This is a genomic window from Clostridium bowmanii (genome assembly GCF_018861315.1).
In the GTDB taxonomy this organism is placed as follows: Bacteria; Bacillota; Clostridia; order Clostridiales; family Clostridiaceae; genus Clostridium_AD; species Clostridium_AD bowmanii.
Map to the genome: position 1 here is coordinate 45097 of NZ_JAHLDL010000002.1, position 21372 is coordinate 66468.

Consider the following 21372-nt stretch of genomic DNA (forward strand, 5'->3'; position numbering starts at 1 on the left):
AATTGTGAAGGAAGAGATTAAATATTTAATTGAGTGTGCTTCAAAAAATATTTTAGACAAACGAATGGTAGCTAAAATAATATCTCTAATGAATAGTACATCAAGTGAAAAAAATGAGCAATTTGCAATTGTAGGGATTAGCGCAAATATGCCAAGAGCTGAGGACAAGGATAAATTTTGGGACGTTATAGCTAATTCTACAGATTGTATAATAGAATTCCCAAAGGACAGAATGGATTTCGCAAAAAAATATCTTGACTATATTGGTTTTGATAAAGATATAATTTTTGCAAAAGGTGGATATCTTGATGTTATAGAAAATTTTGATTATTCGTTTTTTGGAATTACTCCTGCGGAAGCAAAATTAATGGATCCCAATCAAAGATTATTTTTACAAGAAGCTTTCAATTGTTTAGAAGATGCAGGGTATGGTAATAAGATGTTGTCTGGAAAAAATGTTGGTGTATTTGTAGGATATGACAATTCTACAATAAATGAGTATCGTCAAATTATATCAGATGTATCACCTGAGGCATTATCACTAGCACTTGCGGGGAATATAATCCCTGCAATTGCTAGTAGAATATCTCATATTTTAGATTTTCATGGACCAGCATTGGTTATAGATACAGCTTGTTCTTCAGCATTACTTGCGGTTCATATGGCATGTATGGCTATACAATGTAATCAATGTGAATCTGCAATTGTTGGAAGTGTAAAGTTAAGTATATTGCCACTAATTTTAGGTGAAAAATTGGGTATAGAGGCAGGTGATTGGAAAACTAAAGCCTTTGATGACAGCGCAGATGGAACAGGTGTTGGCGAAGGTGTTGGTGCAATTTTTATTAAACCTCTAAAGAATGCTATTAAAGATGGTGATGACATTTATGCTGTTATTAAAGGCGGAATGAGTAATCATGATGGAAATTCTATTGGGCTTACTGCCCCAAACCCATTAGCTCAAGAAAAAGCAGTTTTAGGTGCTTTAAAAAATGCAGGAGTTAATGGTGATACTATATCGTATATAGAGGCTCATGGAACTGGTACAAGGATAGGCGATCCAATAGAAATACAAGGTTTAACAAAATCATTTATGAGGTATACAGAAAAAAAACAATTTTGCGCTATAGGTTCTGTAAAAACTAATATTGGGCATTTGGATCATGCATCCGGAATCGCATCTATAATAAAAGTTGCGTTAGCATTAAAAAAGAGAAAATTGCCACCCACATGTAACTTTAAATCACCAAATAGAATAATTAATTTTATTAATTCACCATTTTATGTTAATACAAAACTTAGAGAATGGGATTGCGGTGAAATGCCTCTAAGAGCTGGTATAAATTCATTTGGCTTAAGTGGTACTAATGTTCATTTAATACTCGAGGAGGCTCCTAAAAAACAGAATTATAATAACTCTGGATCCGCAGTATTACTAATCTCAGCAAAGAATGAATCTTCATTAAAAAAATACCTGGAAAGCATGAGAATATATCTTGAGGAAACACAAGAGAGTTTTAATGATATTTGTTATACAACAAGTTGTTGTAGGGGCCACTATTTATACCGGGTAGCAATTGTAGCTGATAGTTGCATGGAGGCAGCTAAACAAATAAATTATCTGGAAATGAAAAGTGATTTAGTAACAGAGCAAAAGCAAATTTTTTATGGAATAGATGATCAAACAAAATGCAAAAAAGAACTAATTGATGAGAATATTTTCAAAGTCCCTGATTCTGTGAAAAAAAATATGCTTAGTGATTTAGCTAAAAAGTATTGTACTGGTATAGAAATAAATTGGGCAAAGCTTTATGAAAAACCTAGTAGAGTTCATTTGCCTCCTTATCCATTTGATATGAAGAAATGTTTAATCGATATACCTTGTGTTGAAAAGGATATAAGTAGAACTAAAAAACAAATATATAAGAAATCAGCAAAGAATATACAGGTTATTGGAAATTGTTCTGGCGTATCAGAAGAAGTTGTTTCAATAGTTGCAAATACATGGGGAAATATATTAGGAATTAATGAAGTAAATGTTAATGATAATTTATTTAAACTTGGAGCAGACTCTATTTTTGCAATGAAAATATATAATAATTTAAAAAATCTTATTGGAGAAAAAGTAGTAATAAAAGATATAATGGGCAGTATTGATTTTATAACTCTTGTAAAAACAATGGAGAACAAGTTTGATAATAAAAGTATAGGAGTAATTTCTCAAAATAAAATTAATGAACATACTTTAATTAATGAATACAAGTTGACTCCCCAACAAGAAAGACTATTTTTAATTAATCTGATGGAAAGTGATTCTAAAGCATATAATATGAGTACTGCTATGATAATTGAAGGTAAGATTGATATTATTAAACTTGAGGATTCTTTCAAAAGGCTTATTGATTCACAAGAAAGTCTTAGAACATCATTTTATGAAAAAGAGGGACAATTAATTGCTAAAGTACATAATGAAGTTGAATTTTCATTGGAAATTATTGAGTGTAACAATTATGATTACGATAGTTCAATTAAAGAGTATATTAAACCATTTGATTTAAATATTGCACCTTTATTAAGAACTGCAGTAATAAAGATATCAGAAAATAAGCATTTACTATTATTTGATATTCATCATATTATTTGTGATGGTGTGTCAACAACCATAATAATGGAAGAGTTAATGAAGTTTTATAATGGAGACAATAAAAGAGTAACCAAATTAAAATATAGTGATTATGCAATAGAGTTTAATAACAAAAGTCAAACAGAGGATTATAAAAAGCAAGAAAAATTCTGGAAAAAGCAACTATCCGGAAAAATAACAAGGCTAAATATGCCAATTGACAAAAACCGCCCACAAGTACAAGAATTTGAGGGTGCAAGAATATCAAAGGATTTGTCAAAAGAACTTACTAAATCCATTGTGGATTTTGCAAAAGATAACTTAACGACAACCTATAATGTTTTATTTGCTGCATTGAATATAATGATTAAGAAGTATACTGGTCAAGATGATATTATAATCGGAACACCTGTATCATGTAGGAATAATCCGCAACTTAACAATATTATTGGATTGTTTGTAAATACAGTAGTTATGCGTAATTATCTTGTAGGGGAAGATACAGTATTAGATTTAATTAATAAAATAAAAACTAATACCATAAGTGTATATGAAAATCAAGAGTTTCCATTTGACAAAATGGTGGAATTATTGGATTTACCTAGGGACTTAAGTAGAAATCCAATATTTGATGTAATGTTTTCAATGCAAAATTTTTCCAAGGCTTCTGTTGATATGAAAGAACTTACGATTTCACCATATGCTTTTGAAAATAATGTTTCTAAAGTAGATCTTACAGTAAATGCTATTGCGAACGGTGATATTATAAATTTAGAAATTGAATATTCTACAACTTTATTTGAAAGAAAGACAATAGAGAGAATGATGGAAAATTTGTTTAACGTATTAAATGAGATGGTAAATAAACCTGAAATTACTATTGATAGATTAAATATGATTACAAAGGAAGAATTAAAACAACTAAAAGTATTTGGAACTTGCACTACAAATTATAATAAAACTTTAACAATAGCAAGCCTTATAGAAACACAAGTAAATCTTACACCAGGTAAGGTTGCATTAATATTTGAGGATAGAAAAATAAGTTACAAAGAACTAAATGAAAAAGCTAATTCACTTGGAAATCAACTTTTATTAAGAGGCATTAATAAATCAGAATTTATAGCTGTAGTAGCAGAACGGTCCATTGAAATGATTGTTGCATTGTTAGCTATTATAAAAATTGGAGCAGCGTATGTTCCAATAGATCCGTATTATCCTAAAGAAAGAATACAACATATGATTAATGATAGTGGAGCTACGAGTGTATTATATTATTGCAAGGATAAAAGTATTATTGCAAACTTTGATAGTTCAATAGACCTTTCAAATGAAAGAAATTACTCCAATGATTTTAGTCCTACAAATGTTATTTTTGATGAAAATAGTCCAATGTATATGATATATACATCTGGTTCATCAGGGTTACCTAAAGGAGTAATACTTACCCATAAAAATGTAAATAATTTTATTAATGGTATTACTCAAATTATAGACATTAATGAAAATACCAAAATACTCAGTGTTACAACTTTTGGTTTTGATATATTTTTATTAGAGAGCTTTTTAATGTTATCAAAAGGTGCAACTATTTTGCTGGCATCTGATAATCAAATAAACAGTCCAGAATTATTATGTAAACTTATTTTTGAAAATGATGTTAACACATTGCAGTCTACTCCTCTGAGAATGAAATTAATTTTAAATGAACATAATTCTTCAACAGCAATTAAAAACCTTAGAACTATATTAATAGGTGGAGAGGCATTTCCACTAGAACTTTTAAAAAATCTAAACAAATTTAAAGATTTAAGAATCTACAACATGTATGGGCCTACTGAAACTACTGTATGGTCAACAGTAAAGGAGCTAACAAACAAGGGAAATATTACAGTTGGAAAGCCTATAGCAAACACAATTTGTTGGATAGTAGATACAAAAGATAAATTAGTACCTATTGGTTCAGTTGGAGAATTAATTATTGGTGGAGATGGAATCTCAAATGGTTATCATAATAGAGAGCAATTAAATAAAGAACGGTTTATATATATAGATTGCCTTAGTTCCGGTAAGATGTTTAAAACAGGAGATATTGCAAGATGGAATAATAATGGAGAAATAGAAATTTTAGGTAGAAATGATAGTATGTTTAAAATTAATGGTTATCGAATAGAATTAGGTGAAATACAGAGCTTTCTTGCACAACATGAAGCGATTAAAGAAGTGGGTATTGTAACTGATGAAAAAGAGTATATTTTGGCGTACTATGTAGAAAATTCTGAAGTTTCCATAAAAGAGCTTAGAGATTACCTATCAAATAAGTTGCCAAATTATATGATTCCTAATAAATTTATTAAAATGAATAGTTTGCCACACACACCAAATGGAAAATTAGATTTGAAAGTCTTAAAAAGTTTGAAAGTAGAAGGAAAAAAAGTAGATAAGAGATTAATTTTACCACCTACTAACAAAATACAAAAATTATTGGTTGATTCATGGAAGAGGATTTTGCAAGTAGATGAAGTAAGTATTGACGACAACTTTTTTGAGCTTGGTGGTAATTCTATGAAGGTAATAATGTTTATTTCAGATATGAAAAAATTTAATATAAATATTGTTATAAACAACGTATTTAGTCATAACACTATTTTAGATTTAGAATATTTTTTAAATACCATAATTAATAAAAACCAAATTAGCAATGTATTTCTAGTAAAGAAAAAAATATTTGATACATTAAATATAAATATAAATATTATAAAAGCAAGAATAAATAATGAAGAACATGTGATTTATTTCGTGGATGATTATAGTGAAGAAAAAAAAGAAAAACTTTTACAAATGATAAACAAATATATAGATAAGAAAATTTATCCCCATTATATTATTTCTAGCGTTAAGGCATTAGAATTGGGTGTTGATAGTTTTGAAGGGGAAAAGATAATAAATATAAATCGAAAAGATTTTGAGTCTATTTTACAAATGCAGGAAATAAATAACCAGATTATACTAAGTGATATTAATAACAAACATGAAAAGTTTGAAAAGTCTGTATTATTGGGTGAGGTAGAAAAAGAATATGGGTTAGCACCAATTCAATATTTCTTCTTAGATAGTCAAAGATACTCAGGCACATTGTTACATTTTGATATTTTATTGAATATTAATATATTTAATAAAGCTATAAAGGCACTATTAATTAATCAAGGTATTTTTAGATCAACATTAGTAAAGAGAAATGATAAATTGTTTTGGAGTCAACACGAATTAATAAACGATCTACAAGTTCCCTTTATTGATATTAGTAATGTTACAGAAGAATGTAAAGTAAATCTCATGAAAAATATTGCAAGTGACTACTATTTTAAAAGTTATGGACAAATTTCTAAATGTGCTTTTAATACATCAAATACTAACAATGATAATAGTTTGTTATATAGAACTTTACTTGTTAAGACAACTGAAAGAGACTTCAACTTATTTTTACCTGTAAATCATGCAATATTTGATGCGATGAGTGGAGAAATTGTTAAGGAGATGATTAAGGAATATTATAATAGAATTTTACGTGGAGAAGTAATTGGACTCGAAAATAGTAAGCAATATGAAAACTTTGTTTACCAAATAAGAAAAGGACCTGTAAATATAAGTGATGAAGAATTAGTTGAAAAATTAGAAGTAGATAAATATGTACAATACACAAATTTACTAAATGAAAAAATAAATGAATATAATCGGGATAAAAGCACTTATATAAAGTTTGAAATTGAAAAACATGAGGGTGTAGATGAGGACAATGCATGGGAAATTTCATTTGAAGTACTTAATAAATTTATTCGAGATTATATGGGTGTAAAAAGTCTTCCATTAATGATTTATTATTATGGACGTAATTATGAAAATAAGGAATATTTTAATACGGTTGGTGAATTTATTGATATGATACCAGTTTTTATTGATGGAAACTTAGAACGTTCTAAGATGGTTCAAATAACACAAAATGCAATAGCTTTTTCGGAAGAACATAATGTTAATTTTTCAAATTTAGCAAATAATAAGTCACAACAAGTAAGAACTCCAAAAATATGCCAATTCGTTTCGCAAACAATTAAAAAGCCATCAATAGTATTTAATTTTCAAGGAAAGGTTGAAGAAAAAGAAATGGAATTATTTGAGGACATATTGTATGAAAGATTAATGCATGAACTTAACATGGAAAAATCAGTAAATATACACTTTATGACTAGATATTCAAATAATAAAATACAAGTGGATATAAATATTCCATTTGATTCGCAAGATAATACAATAATTAATTTTTTTGAAAACAACATAGAAAACATTAAAGGTTGTAGCGAGAGGAAATATAACAATTAAATTATTATCAGGGTATGTTTAATTCTATAATTTAACATGGATCGTTTTGAAGTTGAACTACTAAGTGGGGAGTATTTATAATAATGATAGAAGTTTTTGCAGTTAATATTAAAGATGAGTTTTTGGATAATAATATAAATAGTATAACAGAAAGGTTAGAAAATTATGGAAAACAAAAAGGAAAAGACTTAAAATTTAGATTTAAGTATAAAGAAGATTTGCTTAGAACATGTGTTGGAAAAATGCTAACAAGAACAAAAATGTGTAGTATTTTAGGCATTTCCAATAAAAATCTTAAGTTTTTTACAAATACTTATGGTAAACCATACATAATAAGTAATAAAGGTATATATTTTAATATATCTCATTCAGGAGATTGGGTTGTAGGGGTAGTTTCAAGTGAGGAAATAGGTATAGATATTGAAATGAATCTAGATGTTCAACCAGATATTGTGGATACATGTTTTACAAAAAACGAGAAGGTATATGTATACTTTGAAAACAAAAATGGTAGTTCAAGTAGATTCTATGAGATATGGACACTAAAGGAAAGTTTTGTTAAAGCGCTTGGCAAAGGGTTATCTATACCATTAGATAATTTTGAAATATCAAAAGACAAGCTTGAAAAGGAATTGTGGTTTAATTCAGATTATTCTAATAATGTATATTACTTTAAAACATATAAGTTTAAGAATGAATATACAATATCAATAGCTAGTCCTTTAAAAGTATTCCCAAATGAAATAAAAATAATTAAGGCTACCCAGCTTTACAGTGAGTTTATCAAATCTTAAATTAATTAAGACTTAATAATAAATTTATTGCTGTTTGTATTAAGTATTTAGTATTCCAACAAATATAAAGTCAAGAATGAGGAGATTAAAATGAAGATAAAATTATTCTGTATCCCATATTCAGGAGCATCAGCGACTGTGTATTTGAAGTGGGCACAACATTTAAATAAAAATATTGAGATACATGCAGTTGAATTACCAGGAAGAGGATTAAAAGCTGGTGAAAAATTATGTACAGATATTGATGATATTGTTGAAAAAATATTTAAGGATGTTTCAGAGGAAATTGATGAGACCTCAGAATATGCTATTTTAGGTCATAGTCTTGGGGGACTGATTGCATATGAACTATATTACAAGCTTATGAAGTCCAAATATAAAAAGCCGCTACATATTTTTATATCTGGATCAAAATCGCCACACTTAAGAATAGACGAAAGAGATAGCTATAAACTGCCATTAGAAAAACTTAAAGACTTAATATTAAAATATGGACTTACTACATCAAATGAAATTTTTATGAATAAAGAAGTAATGGATTTTTTCCTTCCTATTATACGGGCAGATTTTAAAATAGGAGATACATATAATTATATAAAAAAAGAAAAGAAAATAGCTAGTGATATGACAGTATTGGTTGGAACTAAAGATAATAGTATGAGCATAGATGATGCTCAGGCATGGGAAGAACTTGTATCTGGCGATTTTAAATTAAAAAAATTTAACGGCGGGCATTTTTTTATAAAAGACTATGAAGATGATATTTTAGAACATATAAATAATACTTTACTTTCCAAAACTAATTAAAAAAAATATATAACATTGGTTTATACAAAATATTGAAAAGCGAGAGATGGAGTTGTGATTAATGAATAATATAAAGATAGCAGCATTATTTCCAGGACAAGGTTCACAATATTTAGGAATGTGTGATAAATTTGAAGACAATAAATGTGTAAACACAATATTAGAGCAGGCATCAAATAAATTAGGGTTTGATATAAAGAAAATGTGTAATGAAGAAAATAAAGATATTTTTAAAACTGAATATGCACAGCCGATTCTATTAACCGTAAGTTATGCCATGTATAAGCTTTACAGAGAACTTGGTGGGGAGCTACCTGATATAGCATTGGGTCATAGCTTGGGAGAGTTTTCAGCATTAACATGTGCAGAATGTATAAGTTTTGAGGAGGGACTAGAACTTGTTAGCATTCGTGGTAAATTAATGAGCACTGTAGTCAAAGGTTATGGTATGACTGCGGTAGTTAATGTTAGTTATGAAAATCTTGAAAAATTAATAAGAAAAATGGATGAAAAAATATATATATCTAACTATAACTCTCCAAATCAAATTGTTATTTCTGCTAAGGAAGATATTATTGAAAAATTTGAAAAAGAAATTGAAATAATAGGTGGAAGGACAAAACGCTTAAAGACATCGCAACCATTTCATACTGAAATTATGCAGGATGTTGCCATTAGATTTAAGGAATATATAAATGAGTGTAAATTTTCAATACCAAAGTTTCATGTAATATCTAATGTGACAGGAGAAGTACATAAGCTTGAATTAATTAAAACAAGACTTATACAACAAATATATAAGCCAGTAAATTTCACACAATGCATGAGAACTTTGAGAAGAAGAGGTATAGACAATACTATAGAATTTGGAGCTGGGAATATATTAACTAAGATAGCTATTCAAAATTGTAATGAGCTATCAGCATATTCAATGGATGAATATGCTGATAAAAATCAGCTTAACGAGTTAATCAAAATTAATAGTAATAAACCACTATCATTATTAAATACAGTAAACCTATGTTTAGCTGAAATAATAGGAACAAAATTTAATAATTATATGGTTGAACCACAAAGACAGTTAAATGATAATTATAAAAAACTTGAGTTAATTCGTAATAATATTGAAGAGTCTAAATGTTTAAATCATGAAGATATAGAGGAGAAATGTACTTGGTTACTAAAAAAATGCCTAATGTTAAAAAATGTTCCTATGGAAGAGCAAAATAATATATTAACGAAAATATCTTTATTATTTAATATATAAGAAGGAGTGAATTGAAGATGGATTATAAAACTATTACTGAGGCCATACTTAGCCTTGATAAGTGCAATGACAAATCAATAACTTTTATTGTAGAAAATAATGAAATTAAAGTTAAGTATCCAGAGATTTTAGGAGAAGGTAAAAAGGTCTTGCATATGATACAAAGTAAAGGATTAGTTAATGGAGACCCATTGATTTTTCAGTTTGACGATAATAAACAGTTTATAGTTACATTTATAGCCTGTATTTTAGGTGGCATAATTCCAGTGCCCATTGATAGAATTCAAAATAAATTTAATATAGAAAGAATTAAAGGAATAGTGAAAAAGATGCCTAACTCATGGATTATTACAAGTGAGTGTGCATTAGATAGTGCTATGCAAATTATCAAAGATGCAGAGGATATTTTATTGATAGAAAAATTTGAAAAACAATCAATTAGATATGAAAGCTATAGTGAGTATAGTGAATCAGAAAAAATTTTCAACTCTAAAGAAGATGATATTTGCTATATGCAGTTTTCATCAGGTTCAACTAGTCAACCTAAAGGAGTAATGATTACCCATAAAGCTATGATCTCAAATATATCAGACGTATATAAAGGCTTTGAACTTACTCAGGAAAGTATATTATTTAATTGGACACCATTAACACATAATTTAGCTTTAATAATTTTTGGGGTACTGCCTTTAGTATATCAAGTTGAAGCTTATTTAATGCAAACATCAATGTTTTTACAAAACCCAATTAGGTGGTTACAAGAGATTGATAAGCGCAAGATAACTTGTTCTGGATCACCAAACTTTGCATTTAAGTATGTATTACAAACAATTGAAAAGATAGGACTTCCTAAATTAGATTTATCATCATTAAAAGTTCTATTTACTGGGGGAGAACAAATTTCTTTCGATACCTGCGAAAGTTTTGTAAAAATATTAGAACCTTTACATTTATCATATAATTCAATTATTGCTGCGTATGGAATGTCAGAGGCAACTGTTGGAGTAAGTATATCACCTATCAATAAGCATATTAGTGCAGGATATTATAAACGTGAAAGTTTAATTGTTGGTAAAAAGGTTGAATTAGGCGATGAGAAAAGTAACAATATTTGTTTGGTAGATGTTGGATATATTCTTGACGGGATACAAATTAGAATTTGTGACAATGATAAAATTGTAATTGAGGAAGGAGTTGCAGGTAAAATCCAGTTGAAGGGAGATGCTTTAACTGCGGGATATTATGAATTAGAACATGCTACAAAAAATCTTTATACTGGTGATAACTGGTTAAAGACTGGAGATATTGGTTTTTTAAATAAGGGTAGATTAACTATTATAGGGCGTGAGAAGGATTTAATAATTGTTAATGGTGTGAACATCTATTGCCATGATATTGAAAAATATGTAGCAGATTCAGGAGAGTGTATGGACTCACAGGTAGTAGCTGTTTCAGTTTTTGATTCTATAACCAAAGAAGATAGAACAGTAATATTTATTGAAAATGATTTGAAATTTGAGCAATTTGAAATTATGTCACTTAAAATAAAAGCATTTATTGGATCAAACTACGGTTTAATAATTAATGAGATTTTACAAGTGGAAAGTATTCCTAAAACAACAAGTGGTAAGAAACAACGCTTCAAATTAGCACAGGCTTATGAAAAAGGTGAGTTTAACCAAATAAAGCAACGAATTAATGCTATAGATAACAATCATAATTTTTTAAATAGCCCCAAAACTTTGACAGAAGTTAAAATTTTTAATATGTGGTGTGATGTTTTGAAAAATGAAAAATGTGGGATTGATGATAATTTCTTTTTATTAGGTGGTAATTCTATTAAAGTTATTGCTATGGTTGGACTAATAAAAGAAAGATTAAACAAAGTAGTTGCTGCATCTGCAATATTTAAACATCCAACTATAAAAAGTTTATCTGCTATTTTAGATAAAATAAATAGTGAAAACATTAACACATTAAAGAATAGTCCAAGCTCAGAGTATTATCCTTTAAGTAAAGAACAACTTGGAATTTATATTAGTTCATGCCTGACAGAAAATAATACTATGTATAATATACCTGTAGCTGCAAGGATATACAATTGTTTAATTGATCCAATAAAGGCAGAAGACATAATTAATAGGTTAGTTCAAAAGTATGAGATTTTACGAACTAGTATAGAACTTGTGAATTTAACTCCTATGCAAAAGGTGCATGAAAATGTTTTGAAAAATGTGGAGTACAGGAAAATAAGTGAAGAAGATTTGGAGCACGTTATTGAAACATTTGTAATCCCATTTAAGTTTACAGAATCTTCTTTAATGCGTCTTGAAATAAATGAAGTTGAGAATGATACTATTATTTTGATTGATATGCATCATATTATTAGTGATGGTACAAGCATTTCACTTTTTCTAAGTGAATTTTTGAATACATATTTTGGGAAAGAACTTCAGCCATCCAAATTTCAATTTAAAGATTATGTACATTATCAAAATAGCTCAGAATATAATTTAAAAATTCAAGATATGAATAAATATTGGATGGAACAATTTAGCACAGAAGTATTTCCAATATATTTACCTGAGGATTTTGATAGATTAGAAGTCAAAAAATATAATGGTAATAGAATAGGCTTCCAATTAGATAAAGAAATTATAACAAACATATTAAATATATCAAATGACCATAATGTAACAAATTTCATGACGTTTTTATCTGTATATAATATCTTCATAAATCTTTATACTGGTGATAATGATATTGTAATTGGAACACCTGCGGCGGGTAGACAAATGAATGAAATTCAAGATATGTTAGGTGTATTTATAAATATGGTTCCAATACGTACTAATTTTAATGATGATATTAAATTTAGTGAACTTTTAAAAATTGTATCAAATAACGTAATAAATGCACTTGATAATGGTGAATATCCTTTTGATATGTTAATTAATAAGTTGGGAATTAAAAGGGATTCTAGTATAACACCATTATTTAATATAGCATTTGTTTATCAAAATTTTACTTTTCCTAAAATTGAAGGGCTAAAATATTCTTTAAAGGATGTTAATACTTATACATCACAGTATGATTTATTACTAACCATTTATGCCTTTAATGATGGATTAAAATTTGAATTTGAATATGATACTAATTTATTTAAAGATGGAACTATTGTTCAATTTATCAATTCATTTTGTGATGTTATTGATCAAATAACACAAAACCCAGAAATAAATATTAATGATATAGAAATATATGGAAAGCAAAGCAGTAAAGTGATTATTGATAAGTTAAAATAAGTATCTTTCATACTTAAGAAAAACTATCAACTATTATTGAGTTTCTAAACATAGGAAGAGGTGTTATAAATGAATAGGACTACTAAAAAAGTATTGTATTTTATAATGTTTACATATGTAATTACACTTTTATTTTTTTTAATACTGCAGGTAAATGGAGGGAAGTCATCTCCGATTTCTATGAAATTACTAGGAATAACAATGGTATTTCCTCTTATTTCATTTATTATTGTGCAGAAAATTATATTTAAACAAAAATTAAAAGACTCTCTTGGAATTTCTTTTAAGTTTAATATTTGGTTTTTATTTTCAATATTGATACCTATGTTAATAGCATTTGGCATTAATGTAATTAGCATTATTAAGTTTAGTAGTCCAAACTTTTTTTTAAAAACATTTATCATAAATATAATAATCGGTTTGTCTATTTCAGCTATTTCAGCATTAATAGAAGAATTTGCTTGGAGAGGTTTTTTGTTTAATGAGTTGAAACATATAGGTGCAATTAAATCATCACTAATTATAGGTGTAATATGGGCATTATGGCATACTCCTATTGCTATATTGTATAAGTATCCCAATGATCCACTTAACGGTGCAATGATTAATTTCGTACAAATGTTTGTGATATCTATAATTATTACGTACATCCGTAAAAAGTCAGAATCTATATTTGCAGCTGCTATCATGCATGGAATGTTTAATACTATGATTTTATCTAGTAATATGGATGATTATATAACTGTTTTCAATAAAATTTTATTGTGTATTTTGGTTATAATTATATTATATGCATTTGATTTTTATTATAAACGAAAACAAAACATTAAAGAATGCAAGGAGTTAAGTTATGGAAAATAAAATTGTTCTAAATGATAGTTATGTTAAAAAATTACCGAAAAGAAACATACCTACTTTGTTTTTAGGTAGATTCATTAGTGATTTAGGAACAGCTGTATTTAAATTTGCGTTAAGCCTTTATATTTTGGACACTACAGGGTCTGCAGCAATATTTTCACTTATTTTGACTCTTAGTATGTTGCCAGGAATATTAATTAGTATAATTGCTGGAACAATTATAGATAAATATGACAAGAAAAAAATAATAATTTGGGCAGATGTTATTAGCAGCATTTTAGTTTTAAGTATGTTTATATCACTGGAGATGATAGGAAATAATATTTTTATTCTAGGAATATGTGTTGTGAGTGTAAGTGTAGTTCAAGCATTTTTGAATTTGGGTATTAATTCTTGTTTAGCAAATATTGTAGAAGAAGATAAGATTCCAAAAGCAAATTCATTTTTCCAAGGCATGGGGGCTATTATAACAATTCTAGGTCCTGTTGTTAGTGCACTGCTTTATAAGTTATTAGGAATTAAGCTAATAATGTGTATAGATGGAATATCATATATAATTGGAGCTATTTTGACATTCTCATTAGTATTTATAAATAATCGAAATTATAAGGAAGAAGAAAGTGATAAATTAAGTTATAATTTAAAATTTATATTTAATTATATTAAGGAAACCGCGGGTATAAAATTCTTTATCATCTCATTATCAATATTAACCTTTGTCTATTCTCCACTTACAATGGTTGCAATTCAATATATTATGAGAATTGAAATAGTATCATCAGAATACCAGTTATCAATTACACTGGCATTATTAGGTGTTGGTGTAATTGTAGGTGCAGTTTTAGTAGGCATAATAAAAGATATTAATTTAATTTTAAGAAAATTACCAATTTTATTTTTGATTCTAGGTTTTATTGTAATTGTGTGGGTTATACCAGTTGCAATAGAATATACAATTAAGAATAAGCAAACTATTTTATGGGCACCAGATTATATTCAAACTATTTTAATGGGATGGAATACTTGGGATACTACTATAATTTTTTCTGTAATAATGTTTTTTATGGGTGCACTATATACAATTATAATTGTTCCAATCTATACTTATCTCCAACTAAATGTTCAGGAGAATATGCGAGGAAGAATTTTTGGAATAGTGATAACAGCATCTAGTATTTCTGCTCCAATGGGGGTTATTATTTATGGCCAACTTTTACAAAATTTTAGTTCAATAATAGTAATATTAGTGTCCGTCATTTCAATTTTAATAGCAATATTAATATCGGTATTTAGTAAAGATTTCATCAGTTTTAAAAAGTCAGTAGGCATTAAATAATTAGCAGATATTTTATTTACATTAGCTAGTATAAATGTTATTTAAATATAATTAAAAGGAGAATAAAAGTGAATAAAAGTGAATAATCTGTTTAAAAACTATAAATCAACTATTATACTTCTGTGTTCTGTCATAATTGGCATATTATTGGTAGTGTTATGGGACCAAAAGCTTTGGTGCTAGAACCTTTCGGTAAATTATTTATAAACTTAATGTTTATGATTTTAGTCCCATTAGTATTTTTTAGCATAACCTCAGCCATGGCTAACATAAGTGGAATGAAAAGACTAAGCAAAATTATTGGTAGTATTATGCACCAATTGATCTTGGATGCTATTTCGCCTCAATTGTTGGACAACTTGGTGGTCAAATTTTACATGGGTATTTTAAAATATTTGTATTATATTCAATTATATCTGTAATATATTACTTTGGCTTTTTTAGCCTTTATGCATTCATTGCAGGTGGAAAAAACAGTGTAACAGTATTTTGGAAAAATGTTGTTACACCTTCGGTTACAGCTTTAGCTACTTGCTCTAGTGCAGCTTGCATACCTGTCAACTTAGATGCTGTTAAAAAAATGGGTGTACCTTCTGACATTGCAGAAATAGTAATTCCACTTGGTGCAAATATGCATAAAGACGGCTCTGTATTTGGTGGTGTTATGAAAATTACACTTCTAATGACCTTGTTTGGTAAAGACATGTCTAGTGTGATCTCTATAATTGGTATTATTGGTGTTTCGCTTCTTGTGGGAGCTGTTATGGGAGCTATTCCGAGTGGTGGAATGATTGGCGAAATGCTAATATTAAGTGTATATGGTTTCCCACCAGAAGTTCTTCCAATTATTGCTGTTGTTAGTGTGATTATAGATGCCCCAGCAACGTTACTTAACTCTACTGGGAACACAGTATGTTCTATGCTTGTAGCTAGACTTGTAGAAGGAAAAAATTGGTTAAAGCTAGTGGATAAACAAGGTAACCATTTAAGTAATGATTCTCATACATTTTAGTCAAAATAGTTTTACAATATTTTGGAGGAGTTGATTATAAAGTGAAAATAAATAGATACATTATTCTCTTTTTTATAACAGCACTCATAGTAGGTGCGACGGGTTGTGTAAATAATATAAATACAAAAACGGAAACTAAAACCCTTGAACTTGACGATACGAAACGTGTTTCCGTCAATGTAAAAATGGGAGCGGGAGCAATAGATATTCAAGGTGTATCTACTAAACTGATGGAAGGTGAATTCATTTATAATGTGAAGGAATGGAAGCCAACTATTGAATACTCAAAAACGGGTAACGAAGGTAGATTGAATTTAGAGCAATCTTCAAAAAAAATTTTTTAATGTTAATAACGGAGATAGTTGTAAGTGGAATTTTAAGTTGAATAAAACCATTTCTATGGATATAAAATTATTCTTAGGTGCTGGAAATGGTAATGTCCGTTTAAATGGCATGAACTTACAAAACGTTGAAGTGAATATGGGAGTGGGCAAACTGGATATGGATTTATCTGGTGATTGGAAAAAGGATGTTATTGTGGATGTCAACGGCGGTGTAGGCAGTAACAACATGATACTTCCTAGGAATATTGGTGTTGTTGTAAATGTGACAAAAGGCATCGGTAAGATAAGTACTGAAGGTTTTAAATTGAATGGTGATTCTTATGTAAATGATGCTTATGGCAAATCAGATATCACCATGATAGTAAAGTTAAAAACCGGAGTTGGTGAAACCAAGCTGATGCTTAAACCATGATTAGCACTAAAAGGGTATCGTCAGCAAATATGATAGCAAGTTCAGGTAAGCTTTCACAAATACCCCAGGGTAGTAGTATTAGCAAGAAGATACTGTTTCCAGTTTCTTTTATGGGAACATGTGTAGAACCAATAATTGTAAATTTCAACAGTATTCCTTTTTCATTAAGTTTTGTAAATAGTGGCGACTTCAGTGCCTCTTAAAGTACAGTCTTTTATGTTTGTATCTGAATAAGGTGAGACGCAAGTAGCTGACGCAAATCAATTTTATACAATTACCTCTAATTAATGAATCGTCTGTTGCTAATTGCTTAATGTGAATTCAATTTTTCACACTAAAAAATATATTCGCGTCTATTTTAGTATGAAAAACAACACTTTATTAACTCGCCAATAATACAAGCTTAACAAACCACCCCTATAATTAAATTATGCAATAATACTATTTGGATGGTGAAAAATTATGTATAAAAGATTAAGAAATTTAACTGCATTTACTTTAATACTACAAATGACTGTATCTTTTTCTATTGGATATATTCAGCCCACATACGCAGTTGACGAGCCTATAGTTGAGACGAATATCAACTTAGTACCAGAAAAAAAAATTGATAATGACGGCAAATTTAAAATTGCTTTACTACCCGATACTCAAGTATATGCGGTTCACTATCCAGAAATATTTAATGATCAAACTCAGTGGTTGGCGGATAATTTTAAAAAAGATGATATAAAATTTGCAATGCATTTAGGAGATGTAGTCGACGGGGGAACAGAAGCTGAGTGGAAAAATGCAACAGCTGCAATGGATACTCTAGATAACAACAAGGTGCCATACGGAGTAACTATTGGAAATCACGATTTATCAATCAATCATCATGATTTTGTTAAATACTTTGGTAAATCCAAAGCACAAGATAATCCTGGATTTATTGAATGCTCTGACAACGAGATGAACAGTGCCTATACATTTGAGGCCGAAGGGCGTAACTTTCTAGTTATATTTTTGGACATTGATGCTAGCAATGATGAACTTGCTTTTGCACAAACCGTGGTTGATAGATATCCCAATAATCCTACTATCGTTGTGACACATACACTTATTGGACCAGAGGGAGACATGGCTTCCAAGCCTTATACATACAAGTGTGCTGAGAATAACTCCCCAGAACAGATATGGGAAAAATTCATTTCTAAAAACAATCAGATATTCATGACTGTCAACGGCCACGACCAGGGAGCTAATAATATTGTAAGAAATAACGATGCCGGATTAGAAGTCTACCAGTATTTAGTAGACTATCAGGGTGGTACAAAAGGTGGCAATGGTTTCTTACGAGTTATTGAATTGGATTTAAATGATAATAGGATTAACCATTCAACTTACTCACCCACCATAAACGAGTTTAAGACAGATGGTAAAAACAAATTTTCAGATAAATGCGAGTTTGAAAGAAGGTTGTGGAACAGCGAGTATCTGGGTGTTAAATCCACAAATAAATTCGAAGGGAATAAAACGCAGGTGACTCCGGTTTCAAGTAGAGGAGAATGGATTGCATTTGATCTTGGCAAAAATACTACACTTACGGATCTATTAATTCGCTAGTATGGAGAAGGACGTTAGGGTGAGGAAATTGGGCATATGGGAGCCAAGGATATTGAGGTATCCTATTCAACTGACAATAGTTTTTCAGGTGCAAACTTTACTATTTTTGATACCATTACTGCGATAGTAGGTAAAAATGGGTCTGAAAAAACAACATTAATAAAATGTCTTACCACGTTATTAATTTTTGATTCTGGGAAAATTTCTATTTTGAGAGAAAGTGTGGAGCAGAAGAATTTTAATATAATAAGAAGTACTATTTCAGTTTGTTTAAATGAAGGTAAAAATTTATATTTAAATTTGACTCTTATTCAAAACATTGAATACTTTTAGAGATTAAAGCAAAGAATCTTGTATCATAAAAGATGCTCTAGACATTCTTTCAAAGAAGATTCTTTCTGCAGATGTGATTGTTTTGGCAGCACCAACTTATTGGTCAAATGTTCCGGCCATAGTAAAGAATATGTTTGACAGAATGACTAGCTATGCTATCAAAACGGAGAAGGGTAAAAGTTATCTAATACCTATGGAAATGAGAAAATACCTATGAGAATAATGAACAAAGCAGAAAAAGTAGGAAAGGGTATCTAAATGAAACTCTAACAGGAGAAAAGTATATTAAGCATAAAATATTAGTAGTAGGAAATAAAATATTGATAAATTAATGACTGAAACTGCGGAGGTAAATAGTAATGAATTATCAGGCAATTCAAGAGCTTATAAAAACAATAAACAATTCAGAGTTATACAACCTTGAAATTGAAAGCGAAGGTACTCGTATAAAAATGGCAAAGGGTCCAGATCAAGTTATAGATTCCAACAGAGTTTGTGACGTAAATCATATTGTGGAGGCTCAAAGTGGGGCTGCAGATTTACATGTATTAGAAGCACCTAAATCATCGGCTGTTGTAAAAGTTCTAGAAGTTGTAAAAGCTACTGAAGAAAACTTATACGTAATTAAATCCCCTATAGTTAGCACTTTTTATGCATCATCATCTCCCGAGAAAGATAATTTTGTTAGTGTTGGTTCAAAGGTTAAAAAAGGATCTATTCTATGTATTTTAGAAGCTATGAGGCTTATGAATGAAATTAAGACCGATGTAGGTGGAGAAATAGTAGAGATATTAGTTCAAAGTGAAAGTATGGTTGAATATGGACAGCCTTTATTCAAAATTAGAGAGTGTGGATAGTAAATCATTGCTGCTCTTATATGAAAAAAGTTTTTTTGACTTAACTAACCGTTGCTACTAATTAATAATAATGGGTAAATGAGGTAATAAGAATGTTTAGCAAAATTTTAATTGCAAATAGAGGCGAAATTGCTGTTAGAGTTATTCGCGCCTGCAGGGAGCTTGGTATTGAAACTGTAGCTGTATACTCTGAAATTGATGAGGAAGCCGTACATACTCAACTTGCTGATTGTGCTATTTGTATAGGTCCCGCAAGAGCAAAGGATAGCTATTTAAATATGAAAAATATTATAAGTGCTACAGTTTTGAGTGGAGCAGAGGCTATACACCCTGGTTTTGGTTTTCTTTCAGAAAATGCAAAGTTTGCTGAGATGTGCAGAGAATGTAGCATAGAATTTATTGGTCCAACACCTGAGACTATTGGAAGTATGGGTAACAAATCCAAGGCAAGAGAATTAATGATAGCAGTAGGTATACCTGTAATTCCCGGCTCTGAAGGGGCTGTATATGATAGCGCGGAAGCATTAGAAGCTGCAAAGGTTATAGGCTTTCCTGTTATGGTAAAGGCATCTGCTGGTGGTGGCGGAAGAGGTATAAGAATAGTTAGAGAAGAGGAGGAATTCGTTCATATTTTTGAAACTGCTAAAGCTGAAGCTAATGGTGCTTTTGGGGACGATACAATGTATATTGAAAAATTCATAGAAAACCCAAGACATATTGAGTTTCAAATTCTTGGTGACAAATTTGGAAATGTAATTTATCTAGGAGACAGAGATTGCTCAATACAAAGAAGAAACCAAAAGGTACTTGAAGAAGCTCCATCACCTATAATGACAAAGGAACTAAGAAAAGAAATGGGTGAAATGGCTGTTCATGCTGCAAAAGCAGTTCATTATGAAAACGCAGGTACAATTGAGTTTCTACTTGATCATGATAGTAAATTCTATTTTATGGAAATGAATACTAGAATACAAGTTGAACATCCTATAACCGAAATGATTACAGGTGTAGATTTAGTGAAGGAGCAGCTCAGAATTGCAGCAGGAGAGAAATTAAGTGTTACTCAAGAGGATATAAAAATTACAGGACATGCAATTGAATGTAGAATAAATGCAGAGAATACAGCAGAAGGATTTAGGCCTTGTCCCGGTAAAATTGAAATGTTAGTAGTTCCAGGTGGGCCAGGAGTTAGAATAGATAGTGCAGTTTACCAAAACTATGTAATACCACCTAACTATGATTCTATGATTGCAAAGGTAATTACTTATGGCAAGACAAGAGAAGACGCTATGTCAACTATGAAAAGAGCTCTTGCAGAGTTTGTAGTTAAAGGAATACATACTAATATTGATTTCCAGCTTTCAATTTTAAATAATAAAGCATTTACACAAGGTAAGTATAATACTGGATTTATCGCAATTGAGTTTAATTTGTAAGGATAG

Annotated in this window: 15 protein-coding genes and 1 pseudogene; all 16 read left to right on the plus strand. The window is 29.4% G+C overall.

The window, feature by feature from the left end; genetic code table 11:
• Positions 1-4 precede the first annotated feature (4 nt).
• The 16 genes and pseudogenes from KPL51_RS01405 (at position 5) to KPL51_RS01480 (ending at position 21366) form a co-directional block, all read left to right on the plus strand.
• A complete protein-coding gene (locus tag KPL51_RS01405) occupies positions 5-7000 on the plus strand; it encodes a non-ribosomal peptide synthetase (RefSeq protein WP_216156253.1) in 6996 nt (2331 codons plus the stop codon).
• Between the two features lie 83 nt (positions 7001-7083).
• Positions 7084-7794 carry a 4'-phosphopantetheinyl transferase family protein gene (locus KPL51_RS01410; RefSeq protein WP_216156256.1) on the plus strand — a complete coding sequence of 237 codons (711 nt, stop codon included), beginning with the start codon at positions 7084-7086 and terminating at the stop codon, positions 7792-7794.
• 90 nt (positions 7795-7884) lie between these two features.
• Positions 7885-8601: a thioesterase II family protein gene (locus KPL51_RS01415; RefSeq protein WP_216156259.1), complete on the plus strand. Its 717-nt coding sequence runs from the start codon at positions 7885-7887 to the stop codon at positions 8599-8601.
• Between the two features lie 61 nt (positions 8602-8662).
• Complete coding sequence (gene fabD, locus KPL51_RS01420) at positions 8663-9868, plus strand: ACP S-malonyltransferase (RefSeq protein ID WP_216156261.1); 1206 nt, start codon at positions 8663-8665, stop codon at positions 9866-9868.
• A 17-nt stretch (positions 9869-9885) separates the two neighbouring features.
• Positions 9886-13173 carry a condensation domain-containing protein gene (locus KPL51_RS01425; RefSeq protein WP_216156264.1) on the plus strand — a complete coding sequence of 1096 codons (3288 nt, stop codon included), beginning with the start codon at positions 9886-9888 and terminating at the stop codon, positions 13171-13173.
• Positions 13174-13242: 69 nt separating this feature from the next.
• Complete coding sequence (locus KPL51_RS01430; RefSeq protein ID WP_216156267.1) at positions 13243-14034, plus strand: CPBP family intramembrane glutamic endopeptidase; 792 nt, start codon at positions 13243-13245, stop codon at positions 14032-14034.
• Positions 14024-15367: an MFS transporter gene (locus KPL51_RS01435; protein WP_216156270.1), complete on the plus strand. Its 1344-nt coding sequence runs from the start codon at positions 14024-14026 to the stop codon at positions 15365-15367. The genes KPL51_RS01430 and KPL51_RS01435 overlap by 11 nt, the downstream gene beginning before the upstream one ends.
• Before the next feature lie 78 nt (positions 15368-15445).
• Positions 15446-16379: pseudogene (locus tag KPL51_RS01440) on the plus strand (dicarboxylate/amino acid:cation symporter).
• Positions 16380-16420: 41 nt separating this feature from the next.
• Positions 16421-16723 (plus strand): toast rack family protein, encoded by a 303-nt coding sequence (locus tag KPL51_RS24200; protein WP_216156273.1) that lies wholly within the window; start codon positions 16421-16423, stop codon positions 16721-16723.
• 37 nt (positions 16724-16760) lie between these two features.
• Positions 16761-17135 (plus strand): toast rack family protein, encoded by a 375-nt coding sequence (locus KPL51_RS01450; protein WP_216156276.1) that lies wholly within the window; start codon positions 16761-16763, stop codon positions 17133-17135.
• Positions 17132-17338: a hypothetical protein gene (locus KPL51_RS01455; RefSeq protein WP_216156279.1), complete on the plus strand. Its 207-nt coding sequence runs from the start codon at positions 17132-17134 to the stop codon at positions 17336-17338. Before KPL51_RS01450 ends, KPL51_RS01455 begins: the two co-directional genes overlap by 4 nt.
• A gap of 259 nt (positions 17339-17597) precedes the next feature.
• On the plus strand, positions 17598-18740 hold the full coding sequence (locus KPL51_RS01460) for a metallophosphoesterase (protein WP_216156282.1): 1143 nt from the start codon (positions 17598-17600) through the stop codon (positions 18738-18740).
• 36 nt (positions 18741-18776) lie between these two features.
• Complete coding sequence (locus tag KPL51_RS01465) at positions 18777-19073, plus strand: ATP-binding cassette domain-containing protein (RefSeq protein WP_216156285.1); 297 nt, start codon at positions 18777-18779, stop codon at positions 19071-19073.
• Positions 19074-19098: 25 nt separating this feature from the next.
• Positions 19099-19290, plus strand: a complete 192-nt coding sequence (locus KPL51_RS01470; RefSeq protein WP_224853589.1) for an NAD(P)H-dependent oxidoreductase — start codon at positions 19099-19101, stop codon at positions 19288-19290.
• Positions 19291-19432: 142 nt separating this feature from the next.
• Positions 19433-19930: an acetyl-CoA carboxylase biotin carboxyl carrier protein gene (gene accB, locus KPL51_RS01475; RefSeq protein ID WP_216156289.1), complete on the plus strand. Its 498-nt coding sequence runs from the start codon at positions 19433-19435 to the stop codon at positions 19928-19930.
• 92 nt (positions 19931-20022) lie between these two features.
• Positions 20023-21366, plus strand: a complete 1344-nt coding sequence (locus tag KPL51_RS01480; protein WP_216156292.1) for an acetyl-CoA carboxylase biotin carboxylase subunit — start codon at positions 20023-20025, stop codon at positions 21364-21366.
• Positions 21367-21372: the final 6 nt, after the last annotated feature.